A 14,481-nucleotide genomic window follows, 5' to 3' on the forward strand; every position below is an offset into this window, starting at 1 on the left:
CTATTTCATCGCCATCTATAGTGGCAGCAAGGCAATCGCAGGAACCGCCAAAATCAACGCGATCCGGGTCAGATCGGCCCCCACGAACCAGATCACCGCGCGCCAAGTCTGCGGCGCGGGAGTGCGCCCCTCAATCGCGCCGATGACGAACAGATTGAGCCCAACCGGCGGCGTAATCAGCCCGACCTCGACGGTGATCAACACCAAAACGCCGAACCAAAGCGCCAGGGCCTGCGCGTCCATCCCGAAATCGAGCCCAGAGATGATTGGCCAGAATGTCGGCAGTGTTAGCAAGATCATCGACAGGCTGTCCATGAAACAGCCCAAGATCAGAAAAAGTAGCAGCATCGCGATCAGCACCAGCCACGCGCTAAGCCCCTGCCCCGCCACCATTTGCGCCAGCTCCTGCGGCATCCGCGCAAAGCCCAGAAACCCGTTATAAACGGCCGCGCCGAGGATGATGAAAAATACCATGCCTGTGGTTTCGGCGGTCGCCAGCAGCGCGCGGATAAAGCCGCCCGCGCGCAATCCTCCCCCGGCCCAAGCCGCAATCCCCGTCAGCGCCGCACCAATCGCCGCGCCCTCGGTGGGCGAGAAAACGCCGCCATAGATGCCACCGACGACCAGCGCAAAAATCCCAAGCACAGGCCAGATCGCCAGCAGCGCAGCCCGGCGCTGCACCCACGGCATCGGCGCGCGCCCCTCGCCCGCCGCTTGCGGGTGGCGCATCAGATAGGCCTGCACCGCAAGCCCGTAGCCAAGCACCGCCAGCAGCCCCGGCAGCACGGCGGCGGCAAACAGCGTGGCGATATTCTGCTCGGTCAGGATGGCGAAAATCACCAGCACGATGGAAGGCGGAATGAGGATACCCAAGGTGCCCCCCGCCGCCAGCGCCGCCGTGGAAAGCGCACCGGAATAACCCGCCGCGCGCATCTCGGGGATTGCTACACGCCCCATCGTGGCCGCTGTCGCCAGCGAACTGCCACAGATCGCGCCAAACCCCGCGCAGGCCCCGATGGCCGCCATCGCCAGCCCGCCCCGGCGATGCCCGATCAGCGCATCGGCAGCGCGAAACAGCGCCCGACTCATGCCCCCTTGGGTCGCGAATTGGCCCATCAACAGGAACATCGGGATCACCGACAATTCGTAATGCGAAAAAGTCGAGACCCCCTCGTTTTTCATCTTGGCCAGCCAAAGCTGCGGGTTACCCGATACCGCCCAAAGCCCGCCCGCGCCGATCACCAGCATCGCCAGACCAATTGGCGCGCGCAGAAAAATCAACAGCAACAGCAGCGGAAACGAACCCAGCGCGAGCGCAAAATCACTCATGCCCGCTCCTGCCGCACAGCGTTATACACGGCCACGATCGCCGCCCCCCACGCGCCCGGAAGGCAGGCGGCGTAGCCCCACCACACCGGCAGAGCCAGCAGAAATGTCTCGGTGCCAGAGCGCATCTTGCCCGCCATGCCAAGCCCGATCCGCCACGCGATCAGCGCAAACATAGCCGCCGCCACGACCTGCCAAAACACGTCGAACCCGTGCGCGCCTCGTCCGCGCAGCAACTCGACACGCGCATGGGCATGGCGCAGTTGCACCAGCGGGATCATTGCGAAAACGATACCGGGCAGCACCAGTTCGACGATCTCATAGCCAGCCTTGTAAGGGCCAATCGCGAAGGGTTGCGGCAGCCACCCCGCCTGCGCGCCTTTCAAACCCAGCGCGCCAAGGCTCGACAACACCGTCATCGCGACCAGCGCCAGCAAAACCAAACCGCCCGCCAGCGCCAGCCCCTGCACCGCGCGCTCAATCCCGACGCGCATGCTAGCCCGAATGCGCTGTGATCAACGCGCGGGCCTTGTCCAGCAACGCCGCGCCATCAACGCCGCGCCCGTCCATCTCAGCGACCCAATCGTCAATCACGGGCTGCGAGGCGGCCACCCAAACGGGTGTCTCATCGGCGGGAATGGTGATGATCTCATTGCCCAGATCGACCGCTTTTTGGCGCGAGGGGATATCCTCGGCCTGTTGCGCCGTGCCCGCCGCGCGCGAGAACGCAGCCCCCGACACAGACTCAATCACCTGACGCAGATCGGGCGGCAAGCTGGCGAAACGATCCTTGTTCATCGCAAGGATGAAACTGGCGGTGTAAATCGAGGGGCCGGCAAATTCGGTGTGATGATGCACCAATTCCCCGATCTTGAGCGAGGCCGACACTTCCCAAGGCAGCAGCGCCCCGTCAATCGTGCCCCGCGACAGCGCCTCGGGGACGGCAGGCACCGGCATGCCGACCGCCGTCGCGCCAAAATGTTCGAGCAACTTGGTCGTCACCCGCGAGGGCCCGCGCAATTTCAGCCCTTTGAAATCGGCGATCTCGCGCACCGCTTTGTTGGCATGAATGACGCCCGGCCCATGCACCCAAATGCCCAGCAAATGCAGATCGGCAAAATCCGTGTCGATCATGTCCGATTGCGCCAGATCCCACAGCGCTGCCGAGGCCGGGCCTGCATCTGCCACCATGAACGGCAGCTCCATCACCTCGGTGCGCGGGAAGCGCCCCGGCGTGTAGCCCGGCAGCGTCCAAATGATATCAACCACGCCATCGGTCAATTGATCGACCAGATCAGTGGGTTTGCCACCCAGCTGCATCGAGGGGTAATGCTCAATCTTGATGCGCCCGTTCGAGGCGGCCTCGACCGCGGCAATCCACGGGTTCAGGATATGGGCGGGCACAAAGCTCGTCTCGGGAAGAAACTGATGCAGGCGCAGCGTGACCTCGGGCGCGGCCAGTGCGGGTGCTGCGGCCAATGCGGCGGCCCCGGCGGCCAAAACCAGACTCCCCCGGCGGGTGAAATTACGGCTCATGCGGGTCTCCCTCTCGCGTTGGTTCCCGATTTAGCCTGCGCGCGCTTATGCGTCCAGCAATTAGGAGCCTCGCTTGAGCACCCATTGCGCCAAGCTGGGGCGCGGACTCCCATCCGCGCCCCTGTTTTACTGGACAGACCGCCTAGCGACCGCTGCAAAGGGCGACATCGATTGCCACGACAGGATTTGCAAATGCTGGGCACGATGGCGTTCAGCAAACTGCGATCAAGCGTGGCCCGCAGCCTGTCACTCCGCCGCGTAGGCCTCCACTGGCGGACAGATACAGATCAGGTTGCGATCGCCAAAGACGTTATCGACGCGCCCCACGGGTGGCCAATATTTATCGACCCGAAACGCGCCTGCCGGAAAACACCCGGCCTCGCGCGAATAGACCCGATCCCAATCGGTCACGAGATCTTCGACCGTATGGGGGGCGTGGCGCAGCGGGCTGTCCTCGGCGGCGATCTCTCCTGCCTCCACCGCCGCGATCTCGTCACGGATCGCCAGAAGGGCGGTGATAAAGCGGTCGATCTCGGCCTTAGTTTCGCTTTCGGTCGGCTCTACCATCAAGGTGCCTGCCACGGGCCATGACATGGTGGGGGCGTGAAACCCGTTGTCGATCAGGCGCTTGGCGATGTCATCAACGCTCACGCCCACCTCGGCAAATTTGCGCGTGTCCAGAATGCACTCATGCGCCACCCGGCCCCGATTGCCCATGAATAAGATCGGATAGGCCGATTTCAGCCGCGCCGCGATATAGTTCGCGTTCAAGATTGCGACGCGCGTGGCCTGCGTCAGCCCCGCCCCGCCCATCATCAGGCAATAAGCCCATGAAATCAGCAAGATCGAGGCCGATCCGTAAGGCGCCGCACTCACCGCGCCAGTGCCCTCACCCGTCTCGCTATGCCCCGGCAGATAGGGGGCCAGATGCGCGCGCACGCCAATCGGGCCCATGCCGGGACCACCGCCGCCATGCGGGATCGCAAAGGTCTTGTGCAGGTTGAGGTGGCTCACATCGCCGCCGATCTCGCCGGGTTTCACCAGCCCCACCAGCGCGTTCATATTGGCCCCGTCGATATAGACCTGACCGCCGTGTTCATGGGTGATCTCGCAGACCCGCTTCACCGTTTCCTCAAACACGCCATGCGTCGAGGGATAGGTGATCATGCAGGCCGCAAGTTTCGCGCCGGCAGCCTTGGCCTTGGCCTCGAAATCCTCAAGATCCACGTCGCCATTGGGCGCGGAATTGACTACGACCACCTGCATCCCCGCCATCTGGGCAGAGGCCGGGTTGGTGCCATGCGCCGACATCGGAATGAGGCAGATATCGCGCTGATCATCGCCATTGGCACGATGATAGGCCGAGATCGTCAACAGCCCCGCATATTCGCCCTGCGCGCCCGAATTGGGCTGCATGGAGAACGCATCATAGCCAGTGATTTCGCACAGCTTCTCGGTCAGATCGGAAATGGCCTCGTGATAGCCCGCCGCCTGATCGGCAGGCACGAACGGGTGCAGCGATCCGAATTCCGGCCATGTCAGCGGCATCATCTCGGCGGCCGCATTCAATTTCATCGTGCACGAGCCCAGCGGAATCATCGCCCGGTCCAGCGCCAGATCGCGATCCGACAGGCGGCGCATGTAGCGCATCATCTCGGACTCGGCGCGGTTCATGTGAAACACCGGATGGGTCAGGTAATCGCTGGCGCGTAGCATCGCCTCGGGCACGCCCAGCGCGCCCAGATCACCGGGGGCCTCGGTGATCCCGAACGCATCCAAAAGCCGCGTCACGATGCCCGCATCGGTGGTCTCGTCGATGGAGATGCCCACGCGGTCACGCCCGACCTTGCGCAGGTTGATGCCGCGATGACGGGCCGCGGCCATGATCCCCTGCTGCCCCACGCCGACCTTGACGGTGAGCGTGTCGAAAAACGCCTCTGGCTCAACCACAGCGCCCGCATCGCGCAGCGCCTGCGCAAGCTGCGTGGTGGTGAAATGCACGCGCTCGGCAATCGCGCGCAGCCCCATCGGCCCGTGAAATACCGCGTAAAAGCTGGCCATCACCGCCAGCAGCGCCTGCGCGGTGCAAACATTCGAAGTCGCTTTTTCGCGGCGAATATGCTGCTCGCGGGTTTGCAACGACAACCGATAAGCGCGGTTGCCATGGGAATCGACCGAGACCCCCACGATCCGGCCCGGCATCGCGCGTTTCATATCATCGCGACACGCCATAAAGGCAGCATGCGGCCCGCCATAGCCCATCTGCACACCAAAACGCTGCGCCGAGCCGACCGCGATGTCAGCCCCCATCGCGCCGGGTTCCTTCAGCAGGCACAGCGCCAGCAGATCGGTGGCCATGATTGCCACGGCCTTGGCCCCATGCAGCGCCTCGCACTGGGCGGTGAAATCACGCACATGGCCATAGGTGCCGGGATATTGGAAAATCGCGCCGAACACCTGATCGGCGACCAGATCATCGGCCGCGCCCACGATCACCTCGATGCCCAAGGGCTGGGCGCGGGTCTGGATCACGCCAATCGTCTGGGGATGACAGTTTTCATCAACAAAGAACGCGGTCGCCTTGGATTTTGCGACGCGCTGCGCCATCGCCATCGCCTCGGCCGCCGCCGTCGCCTCATCGAGCAGTGAGGCATTGGCGACCGGCAGCCCGGTCAGGTCCGACACCATCGTCTGAAAGTTCAACAGCGCCTCAAGACGCCCCTGCGCGATCTCGGGCTGATAGGGCGTGTAGGCGGTATACCAAGCCGGGTTTTCAAGAATATTCCGCTGGATCGCGGGCGGCGTGACCGTGCCGTAATAGCCCTGCCCAATCAGGCTGACCATCACGCGGTTTTTCTTGGCCACCTCTTCCATCTTTTGCAGCAGCGCATATTCGGTGAGCGGCGCCCAGCTAAGCGGCTGCGCCTGACGGATGGATTTGGGCACTGTCTCATCGATCAGCGCCTCAAGGTCGCGCGCCCCCACGGCCTTGAGCATCTCGGTCATCTCGTCTGGCGACGGCCCGATATGGCGGCGATTGGCGAAATCATAGGTGTCATAGGTCGTGGGGGTAAACATGAGGATTATCCGATAAATTCGATGTAGGCGGCCTCGTCCATGAAGCCATCAAGTGCGGATTGGTCGGCCAGTTTCATCTTAAAAAACCAAGCCTTGCCCAGCGGATCTTCGTTCACGAGGCCCGGATTGTCGGCCAGATCCTCGTTGATCTCGACGATCTCGCCATCCAGCGGCGCGGCGATATCAGAGGCCGCCTTGACGCTTTCGATGACGCAAATCTCGTCGCCTTGCGACACTTCGGTCCCGGCATCGGGCAATTCGACGAAAACAACATCGCCCAGCTGCTCGCTGGCATGTTCGGTGATACCGACGATCACAAGATCGCCCTCAACCTTGAGCCATTCATGGTCTTGCGTGAATTTCATTCTCGGTCTCCCTCGTGGTCTTTTTCAGCGTTTGTAGGTGGTGGGTTGGAAGGGCATTGGCGCGATAATAGCGGGCAGACGTTTGCCGCGCACCTCGCCATAAACGATTGTGCCCTCAGTCAGGTCGCTGGGCAGATAAGCCATCGCCATCGGCGCCGCAATCGAGGGGCCAAAGCCGCCCGAAGTGACGGAGCCAATCGGCGCGCCCCCCTCGGCATCAGCGAAAATTTGAACGCCTTCGCGCATCGGCGCACGGCCTTCGGGGCGCAACCCGACGCGCTTGCGCGCAGCCCCGCCGTCTAGCTGCGCCAAGATCACTTCGGCACCGGGAAAGCCGCCCGCGCGCGCCCCGCCTGTGCGGCGGATTTTCTGGATCGCCCAAGCCAGATTGGCCTCGACCGGGGTGGTCGTGGTATCGATGTCATGGCCATAAAGGCACAGCCCCGCCTCAAGGCGCAGACTGTCGCGCGCGCCCAAACCGATCGGCTCCACCGCCGCATCCGCCAGCAGCGCGCGGGCAAACGCCTCGGCCTGCGGCGCAGGCACCGAGATTTCAAATCCGTCCTCGCCCGTATAGCCCGAACGCGAAATCCACAGATCGACGCCCTGCCAGCCGAACGTCGCCACATCCATGAACCGCATCGCGCCAACACCGGGCACCAAGGCCTCAAGCGCGCCCTCGGCGGCGGGGCCCTGCAGCGCCAAAAGCGCGCGGTCGGTGATTTCCTGAACGTCCTCGATATGGGCACGCAGATGGGCCAGATCGGCCGTCTTGCAGGCTGCATTGACCACGACAAACAGGTGATCGCCGCGATTGGCGACCATCAGATCGTCCAGAATACCACCCGCGTCATTGGTGAACATCGCGTAGCGCTGACGGCCTTCAGCCAACGCCATCAGACTGACCGGCACCAGCGCCTCAAGGGCCTCCGCCGCGCCAGCGCCCGGCAAGATCACCTGCCCCATATGGCTGACGTCGAACAGCCCGGCCTGCGCGCGGGTGTGCAGATGCTCGCCCATCACACCCAGCGGGTATTGCACGGGCATCGCATAGCCCGCGAAGGGCACCATTTTCGCGCCCAGTTCCATGTGCAAATCGTAAAGCGGCGTCTTGTGCAGATCGCTCATTCCGGCCTTCTCCCGTTCAGCCGGATCGTCCGGCATCGACCAATGGGCCAAATGGCCCGCCCGATGCCCCCTCTGTCCTTGCCCTACCCTAACGGGGTCGGGCGCCTGAGATCGTTATCCCTTCGGCGGGCGCATGCGGCGCCACTCTCCAGAGTCCTTTATTGAATGCGGTCCTTTTGCCTGAGAGTTTACCGGGGCGGTTGCTCCTTCGGCCCTGCGGATGTTGCCGCAGCGTCTCCCGTATCCAATACCCAATCGCATAGCCGAGCCGCCACAGCCCTGACAAGCCCAATTCGCCAGATACGGCAGTTTGGGGCAAAAAGCGACGCGGCGCAGGGCGTGAAACGCTTAAGGAACAAGCGCAGATATCCCCCGAATGCGCGGCGTGTTCAAATTTCGCTGACCGGGCATTGGCTCAGCAGGTTTTTGACATCGCGCGCCCTGCACAGCTCGGTTGCCGGCGAAGTGACCGCCGCCGACGCCCCCGCCGCGCCGTGACGCAACGCTTCGGGCAAGGGCTTGCCGCGCGCCAGTGCCAGCGTGAAGGCGGCCACGAAACTGTCGCCCGCGCCCACCTTGGACACCACCGTCACCTTGGCGGCCTTGGCAAACCAACGCCCCTCGCGGGTGGCCAGCACATTGCCTTCAGATCCGCGCGCCACGATCACCGCATGGGCCAACCCGCGGCGCACCAGATCTTGGGCAAAGTCGGCGCTGTCGGCGCGGGTGGGCAAATCGCGCCCGGCCAGTTCCACCGCTTCCAACTCATCCATCCGCAGCAGATCTGCGGGCTGGCATTTGCTCTCTAGCAGGTGGTGCAGCGCCTTGCCCGAGGTATCCAGAAACAGCTGCGCTTTCGTGCGCGCGATCTTGGCGGCAAGCCTTGCGGGAAAATCCACGGGAACGCCGGGGGGTTGGCTGCCCGACAGCACGACAATCCCACCTTCGGGGGCAGCGCGCGCAATCCGGGTAAGCGCCTTTGACACGTCGCGCTCGGACCAGTCGGGACCGGGCATGACAAAGCGAAACTGCTCGCCCGAGGTGGTGTCCGTGGCGGTCAGGCTGAGACGCGTTTCTCCCGGTGCTGGAAAGGGATAGACGCCGATACCCGCCTCGGCCAAAAGCCGCATCACCTTATCCCCGGTCGGGCCGCCCAGCGCCACAAAAGCGGTCGAATTCCCCCCGAGTGCAGCGATCGCACGGCTGACATTCAGCCCGCCACCGCCGGGATCAAAGACCGGGCGCGAGCAGCGCAGCTTGCGCTCGGGCAAGATATCTTTGGCTGAGGTCGCGACATCCACCGTCGGATTGAGAGTGATCGTTAGAATGGTCTGCATCGCACGCTCCTTGGCAGGCGGATCGGGGGCCTGGTGGCGATCATGGCACCTCGCAACAGCTGATCCAAGGGCGTTGCGCCCGCGTGCGTTCCCGAAAATGCAAAACGGGCCACACTTTCACAGTGCCGCCCGTTTCACTCTTGAGTGCTTAGATCGCTTTCACGCGCCTTGGGTCAGACGCTCAACTGATAGCTGACCGGAACGAACCGATAGCCCGGCCCGGAGGTTTCCAGATAGCCCATGCCGGGAAAGGGCATGTGATAGCCGATGAAAGGCACCCTGTCGGCCGCGACCATGCCAAACAGCGATTTGCGCGTCGCGGCGGCCTGCGCCTTGTCCATGTCGAAACGCACCTCCCAGTCGGGGCGTTGCAGCGACCAGACGTAGTGGTTTGCACTGTCCACCGCCAGAACCAGCGACTTGCCACCGCTTTCCACCATATAGGCCATATGGCCCGGCGTGTGACCAAAGGCCTCGACCGCCGTGATCCCCGAAACGACCGACTCCCCGCCCTTGATAAAGGTGAACTGATCTTCGAGCGGGCGCACCTTGGCCTCGAAGGTGTCATTGCCGGCCTTGGACCAATGATCGAACTCGACCTCGCCGGTGATATATCTGGCCTTGCTAAAGGTCGCCCCGCCCTCGCCCATCAGGCCGCCAATGTGATCGCCATGCATATGGGTGATCACCACCGTGGTGATATCATCGGTGCCATGACCGGCGGCCGCCAGGGCAGCAGCGGTGCCCTCGGGGCTAAGACCGGTATCGAACAAGATCTTTTCATCGCCCGCCTCGATCAGCGTTGGCGTGAAGAAATTCAGCGCCTTGTCGGCGGGAATAAAGGCCTCGGCCGACAGGGCATTGAAATCTTCAGGGCTGGCATTGGTGCCAAAGGTGCCCTGCGGATTGTCCAGCGGACGGGTGCCCGCCAAAAGCGTCGTCACCGTCATATCGCCCAATGTGACCCGCCGATAGGGCGGGATCGCGGGCGGGGCAGCGGCGACCGTCTGCGCTTGCGCCATGCTTGCCCCGAGCAAAGCGGGGGCGGCGGGCAAGGCTGCGGCGGCCATAAACGCGGTGCGGCGGGTGATAAGGGTCCTCGTCATCTGTCTCTCCAAATGGCTGAAAAACGATACGTCAAGAATCACGCCTGCGCGCGGGGCGCAGACCTGATTATAGCACTGTAACGTATCCGTGAGCTGCTTGGTTCACTCCCACCAGCGATCAATTGCCGCGATATCGCCATCCGACCAGCCCAGATGATGCGCCAACTCATGCACGAAGACATGCGTGACCAGCACATCCAGCGTCACATCGCCCCGCGCAGCCCATTCATCGACAATCGCGCGGCGAAACAGCCAGATCACATCGGAATGCCCGCCCGGATCCATCACCGATTTCTGCGTCAGCGGCACCCCTTCATAGAGCCCGCTCAGCGCAAGGGGATTGTCGATACCCAGATCGTCCAGCAGCGCATCGGGCGCGACATCCTCCACCCGGATCGCCACATCCTTGGCGGCGGCGGCAAATTCGGGCGGCAAGCTGGCACGCGCAGCCATTGCCAAAGCCGCAATATCATCCAGACCGGGGGCCAGCACATCGGCCCAATCGCTTTGCTCCATCGTACCCTCCAGAGCGGCCATACCCGCCACGCATAGCCCTTCATATGGACAAACGCCCCGCGCTATGAAAGAGCAGGCGCCAACTAGGAGTTGACCCCGATGACCACCGTTACCCGTTTCGCCCCCTCGCCCACCGGCTATATCCATGTCGGCAATCTGCGCACCGCACTGATGAACTACCTGATCGCGCGCAAGACGGGCGGCACGTTCATCCTGCGCCTCGACGACACAGATCAAGAGCGCTCGAAGCAGGAATATATCGATGCGCTCAAGGGCGATCTGGAATGGCTGGGCATCGAATGGGACCGCGAAGAACGCCAGTCGCTGCGCCTTGATCGCTACCGCGAGGTGGCTGAGGAATTAAAAGCTGCGGGCAAGCTTTATGAGTGTTTCGAAAGCCCGACCGAGCTGGATTTGAAACGCAAGAAGCAGCTCAATATGGGCAAGCCGCCGGTTTATGACCGCGCCTCGATGCATCTGTCTGAGGCCGACAAAGATGCCGCGCGCGCCGCTGGCAAGGATGGCTACTGGCGCTTTAAGCTGGAACTTGAGCGGATCGAGTGGGCCGATGGCATCTTGGGCGATCTGTCGATTGATGCGGCGTCGGTGTCGGACCCGGTGCTGATCAAGGCCTCGGGTCAGGTGCTCTATACCTTTGCTTCGCCGGTCGATGACGCGGATATGGGCATCACCCATATCGTGCGTGGCGGCGATCACGTCACCAATACCGCAACGCAAATCCAGATCATCGAGGCGATTGGCGGCAAGGTTCCCGCCTTCGCGCATCACTCGCTGCTGACCGGCCCGCAGGGCGAGGAGCTGTCCAAGCGTCTCGGCGCGCTCTCAATCCGCGATCTGCGCGCCAAGGGGATCGCCCCCGAAGCGCTGCTCAGCATGATGGCGCGCTTGGGCTCCAGCCAGCCGATTGAGCTGCGCATGAGCATGGATGAGCTGGCCGAAGGATTTGAGCTCAGCCAGTTCGGCTCGGCCCCCACCAAATTCGACGCCGAAGACCTGATCCCGCTGACGCGCACGCGCAACCAGCACCTGCCCTTCGCGGTGGTCAAAGATCAAATCGCCGCCCTCGGCATTCCCGCCGAGCAGGCCGAGCAGTTCTGGGCCGTGGCCTCGCAAAATATCGACACGCTCAGCGATCTCGATCACTGGGCCGATCTGTGCCTGAACGGCGCCGAGCCGGTGATTGACCCCGAGGATGCCGATTTCATCGCGCAAGCTATGACGATGCTGCCCGACGCGCCCTATTCCGAGACCACTTGGAAAGACTGGACCAGCGCCGTCAAGGACGCCACAGGGCGCAAGGGCAAGGGCCTGTTCATGCCGCTGCGCAAGGCCGTGACCGGTCAGGCGCATGGCCCCGACATGGGCAGCCTGATGCCGCTTTTGCACAAGGTGCGCGCGCGCGGCTGAGGGCCCAAAGCATATTGCACGGGCCGCTTCATGCCCAAAGCGGTCGCATTTCCGCCTTGAGGTCCATCAAGGCGGAGGTGTCTCCAATTTGATAGAATCATCTTTCATTGGGGGAGAGACGCAATGATCACTTTGGAAGATGTTGAGGACATGTCTGCGCTAAGTCGTGCAGAAATTGACGCGCTGTCTGCGCATGAACATATCAGCGCATACGATGCGACGCTGTTGGGCGAATACATGATGCACGTCCATCACGGACCGCAAAAAGTAAACGAGATGATTTGCGACGATATCCGCTCTGCTTTGCACGCGGACAACATAGATCAGGCGCGCGAATTATTTGCCGTCTTGCGCGCCTTTTTGGCCGAGAATCCAGAAGCGGCCCGCGGAGCAAGCTGAGAGTCAAAGCCCGACAAGTTCGAAATTGGGTCGCTGCACTGTTGCGCATCTTCGCCCAACCTCTCGCAGCCCGTTCACACCGTTTGGGGCCTTCCCACGCTTGCCCGATTGAGCGACATATAATTCCCAAATCTATCGTGATATGACGTCCCCGCAGCAGCGAGGGAATCAGTTGGCGCATATCATCACGATCGCTCAACAAAAGGGCGGAGCGGGGAAAACCACGCTCGCGGTCAATCTCGCCATCGCTTTTGCGAAACAAAATCAACGCGTGGCGATCCTTGATACCGATCCGCAAGGTTCGCTTGGTCGCTGGTTCATGACGCGGCGCGAATTGCTTGGCGATCCCGGCGTGGAATTTGCCACCTCCTCGGCTTGGGGCGTTGGCTATGAGTGCACAAAACTGAGCGCTAACAATGACATCGTGATCATTGATACGCCGCCCAAGGTGGATAGCGATTTGAAACCTGCTCTGCGCGAGGCCGATCTGGTGCTTGTGCCTGTGGGGTCGTCGCTGGTCGATCTTTGGGCGACGGATGGCGTCGTGGATTTGGCGCAACGCGTCGACAAGACCTGCCTGATCGTGCTGAACCGCGTGAAATCGGGCACCCGCCTGGCCGAAGATGTGGCCGCCGCCGCTGCCGCCATTTCCTCTGAGGTCGCCACCATTACCCTTGGGCACCGCGTGGTCTATGCGGAGACCCTTGGACAAGGGCTAAGCGCGCTTGAGGCTGGCAAATCCGCCGCCACGGCCGAGGTGAACGCCCTTGCCGCCGAGATTTCGGCGTTGCTGGCCGCGAAAGACTAACCCACTGCGCTTAGGATTCCGGTTCGCGCGGCTCAGGGCGGGCACGGCCATGGCCGGTATCGCGCCAGCGATTGACCATCGGATAGCGACGATCCAGCCAGAACCCCTTGCGCGAGATGCGCGGCCCCGGCGCCGACTGAAAGCGTTTCCATTCCGCGATATAAAGCAGATGCTCGACCTTCTTGATCGTGTCGTGCTCAAAGCCGCGCGCCACCAGATCGACGACCGACGCATCATCTTCGACCAGCCCTTCAAGGATACCATCCAGCACCGGATAGGGAGGCAGGCTGTCATCGTCACGCTGATCGGGGCGCAGCTCGGCCGAGGGGGGCTTGTCGATAATGCTGGGCGGAATCACCTCGCCCGGCGCGCCCTTCATCCAGTCGCGATGATTGGCATTGCGCCAGCGGCAGGTCTCGAACACGCGGGTCTTGTAGAGATCCTTGATCGGGTTGTAGCCGCCATTCATGTCGCCATAGATCGTGGCATAACCCACCGCCATTTCTGACTTGTTGCCGGTGGTCAGCAGCATCTCGCCAAACTTGTTCGAGATCGCCATCAGCATCACGCCGCGCAGGCGCGATTGAATATTCTCCTCAGTCACATCGGGCTTCGTGCCCGCCATCAGATGCGACAGCGCATCGTTCACCGCATCGCGCGCGCCGTCGATCTTGACCGTATCAAGGCGCATGTTCTGACGTGTGGCCAGATCGGCAGCATCGTCAAGCGAGCCTTGCGAGGTATATTCCGAGGGCAGCATCACGCAATGCACGTTCTCCGCGCCCAGCGCATCGGCGGCAATCGTGGCCACAAGCGCAGAGTCGATCCCGCCCGAAAGGCCCAGAACGACCTTGGAAAACCCTGATTTACCAAGGTAATCCGCCGTGCCCATCACCATCGCGCGATAATCCTGCTCCCACTCGGAGGGTTGCGCATCATCGCGGCCCGACACACAGGCCCAGCCATCCGCCCCGCGTTCGAAATCGACGTGATCGACGATTTCATCGAAGGGCGCGAATTGCGCAGCCAACGCGCCGTGACGGTTGAGCACAAAGCTCGCCCCGTCAAAGACCTGATCGTCCTGCCCGCCTACAGCATTGAGATACACCAGCGGCAACCCGGTCTCGGTCACGCGCGCAACCATGTGGTTCATCCGCGTGTCCAGCTTGCCGCGATAGTAGGGCGAGCCATTGGGCACGATCAAAATCTCGGCGCCTGTTTCAGCCAGCGTCTCGGCCACGTCGGGATGCCACGCATCTTCGCAGATCGGAGAGCCGATGCGCACCCCGTTGATCGCGTAGGGGCCCGAAATCGGGCCGACATCGAACAGCCGGTATTCGTCGAAAATGCCCTTATGGGGCAGCTCATGCTTGAGCATCCGCGCCAGCAGCTTTCCGTCTTTCCAGACCCAATAGGCGTTGTAATGACCGCTATCGTCCCAGAACGGCGCGCCA

General features: G+C 62.5%; 13 protein-coding genes and 1 riboswitch. Of the genes, 3 read left to right on the plus strand and 10 right to left on the minus strand.

Annotated features, from left to right (window positions below; all coding sequences use genetic code 11):
• Window positions 1–15 precede the first annotated feature (15 nt).
• From QZ571_RS11205 to QZ571_RS11245, 9 genes are all read right to left on the minus strand, one after another.
• Window positions 16–1,329, minus strand: a complete 1,314-nt coding sequence (locus QZ571_RS11205) for a TRAP transporter large permease (protein ID WP_295534595.1) — start codon at window positions 1,327–1,329, stop codon at window positions 16–18.
• Window positions 1,326–1,820, minus strand: a complete 495-nt coding sequence (locus tag QZ571_RS11210) for a TRAP transporter small permease subunit (protein ID WP_295534597.1) — start codon at window positions 1,818–1,820, stop codon at window positions 1,326–1,328. The genes QZ571_RS11205 and QZ571_RS11210 overlap by 4 nt, the downstream gene beginning before the upstream one ends.
• A 1-nt stretch (window position 1,821) precedes the next feature.
• Entirely contained in the window at window positions 1,822–2,862 is a 1,041-nt protein-coding gene (locus tag QZ571_RS11215; RefSeq protein WP_295534599.1) for a TRAP transporter substrate-binding protein, read from the minus strand.
• Between the two features lie 246 nt (window positions 2,863–3,108).
• Window positions 3,109–5,940 carry an aminomethyl-transferring glycine dehydrogenase gene (gcvP, locus tag QZ571_RS11220; RefSeq protein ID WP_295534602.1) on the minus strand — a complete coding sequence of 944 codons (2,832 nt, stop codon included), beginning with the start codon at window positions 5,938–5,940 and terminating at the stop codon, window positions 3,109–3,111.
• A 5-nt stretch (window positions 5,941–5,945) separates the two neighbouring features.
• Window positions 5,946–6,305: a glycine cleavage system protein GcvH gene (gene gcvH / locus QZ571_RS11225; protein WP_295534605.1), complete on the minus strand. Its 360-nt coding sequence runs from the start codon at window positions 6,303–6,305 to the stop codon at window positions 5,946–5,948.
• A 24-nt stretch (window positions 6,306–6,329) separates the two neighbouring features.
• The gene (gene gcvT, locus QZ571_RS11230; protein WP_295534608.1) at window positions 6,330–7,433 is read right to left on the minus strand and encodes a glycine cleavage system aminomethyltransferase GcvT; all 1,104 of its coding nucleotides are present in this window, start codon (window positions 7,431–7,433) and stop codon (window positions 6,330–6,332) included.
• A gap of 158 nt (window positions 7,434–7,591) precedes the next feature.
• A riboswitch (glycine riboswitch) is annotated at window positions 7,592–7,684 on the minus strand.
• A gap of 138 nt (window positions 7,685–7,822) precedes the next feature.
• Complete coding sequence (locus QZ571_RS11235) at window positions 7,823–8,770, minus strand: 1-phosphofructokinase family hexose kinase (protein WP_295534610.1); 948 nt, start codon at window positions 8,768–8,770, stop codon at window positions 7,823–7,825.
• 173 nt (window positions 8,771–8,943) lie between these two features.
• Entirely contained in the window at window positions 8,944–9,876 is a 933-nt protein-coding gene (locus QZ571_RS11240; RefSeq protein WP_295534613.1) for an MBL fold metallo-hydrolase, read from the minus strand.
• 102 nt (window positions 9,877–9,978) lie between these two features.
• Window positions 9,979–10,392 carry a metallopeptidase family protein gene (locus tag QZ571_RS11245; protein ID WP_295534626.1) on the minus strand — a complete coding sequence of 138 codons (414 nt, stop codon included), beginning with the start codon at window positions 10,390–10,392 and terminating at the stop codon, window positions 9,979–9,981.
• 99 nt (window positions 10,393–10,491) lie between these two features.
• On the opposite strand from QZ571_RS11245, the gene gltX reads away from it, so the two are divergent.
• The 3 genes from gltX (at window position 10,492) to parA (ending at window position 13,027) form a co-directional block, all read left to right on the plus strand.
• A complete protein-coding gene (gene gltX, locus QZ571_RS11250) occupies window positions 10,492–11,820 on the plus strand; it encodes a glutamate--tRNA ligase (protein WP_295534616.1) in 1,329 nt (442 codons plus the stop codon).
• 123 nt (window positions 11,821–11,943) lie between these two features.
• Window positions 11,944–12,219, plus strand: coding sequence for a hypothetical protein (locus tag QZ571_RS11255; protein WP_295534618.1), 276 nt, complete (start codon window positions 11,944–11,946; stop codon window positions 12,217–12,219).
• Between the two features lie 172 nt (window positions 12,220–12,391).
• A complete protein-coding gene (gene parA, locus QZ571_RS11260; RefSeq protein WP_295534621.1) occupies window positions 12,392–13,027 on the plus strand; it encodes a ParA family partition ATPase in 636 nt (211 codons plus the stop codon).
• A gap of 10 nt (window positions 13,028–13,037) precedes the next feature.
• Here parA and QZ571_RS11265 read toward each other — a convergent pair.
• On the minus strand, window positions 13,038–14,481 hold a 1,444-nt coding region (locus QZ571_RS11265; RefSeq protein WP_295534623.1), incomplete at its 5' end, for an NAD+ synthase.

The organism is uncultured Thioclava sp. (genome assembly GCF_913064665.1).
Taxonomy (GTDB): Bacteria; Pseudomonadota; Alphaproteobacteria; order Rhodobacterales; family Rhodobacteraceae; genus Thioclava; species Thioclava arctica.

What these genes read in the sequence shown, in the direction of transcription:
- QZ571_RS11235 (WP_295534610.1), bottom strand. Translation starts at nt 8,770, where the DNA reads ATGCAGACCATTCTAACGATCACTCTCAATCCGACGGTGGATGTCGCG.
- gcvP (WP_295534602.1), bottom strand. Translation starts at nt 5,940, where the DNA reads ATGTTTACCCCCACGACCTATGACACCTATGATTTCGCCAATCGCCGC.
- QZ571_RS11210 (WP_295534597.1), bottom strand. Translation starts at nt 1,820, where the DNA reads ATGCGCGTCGGGATTGAGCGCGCGGTGCAGGGGCTGGCGCTGGCGGGC.
- gcvT (WP_295534608.1), bottom strand. Translation starts at nt 7,433, where the DNA reads ATGAGCGATCTGCACAAGACGCCGCTTTACGATTTGCACATGGAACTG.
- QZ571_RS11215 (WP_295534599.1), bottom strand. Translation starts at nt 2,862, where the DNA reads ATGAGCCGTAATTTCACCCGCCGGGGGAGTCTGGTTTTGGCCGCCGGG.
- gcvH (WP_295534605.1), bottom strand. Translation starts at nt 6,305, where the DNA reads ATGAAATTCACGCAAGACCATGAATGGCTCAAGGTTGAGGGCGATCTT.
- gltX (WP_295534616.1), top strand. Translation starts at nt 10,492, where the DNA reads ATGACCACCGTTACCCGTTTCGCCCCCTCGCCCACCGGCTATATCCAT.
- QZ571_RS11205 (WP_295534595.1), bottom strand. Translation starts at nt 1,329, where the DNA reads ATGAGTGATTTTGCGCTCGCGCTGGGTTCGTTTCCGCTGCTGTTGCTG.
- QZ571_RS11255 (WP_295534618.1), top strand. Translation starts at nt 11,944, where the DNA reads ATGATCACTTTGGAAGATGTTGAGGACATGTCTGCGCTAAGTCGTGCA.
- QZ571_RS11245 (WP_295534626.1), bottom strand. Translation starts at nt 10,392, where the DNA reads ATGGAGCAAAGCGATTGGGCCGATGTGCTGGCCCCCGGTCTGGATGAT.
- QZ571_RS11240 (WP_295534613.1), bottom strand. Translation starts at nt 9,876, where the DNA reads ATGACGAGGACCCTTATCACCCGCCGCACCGCGTTTATGGCCGCCGCA.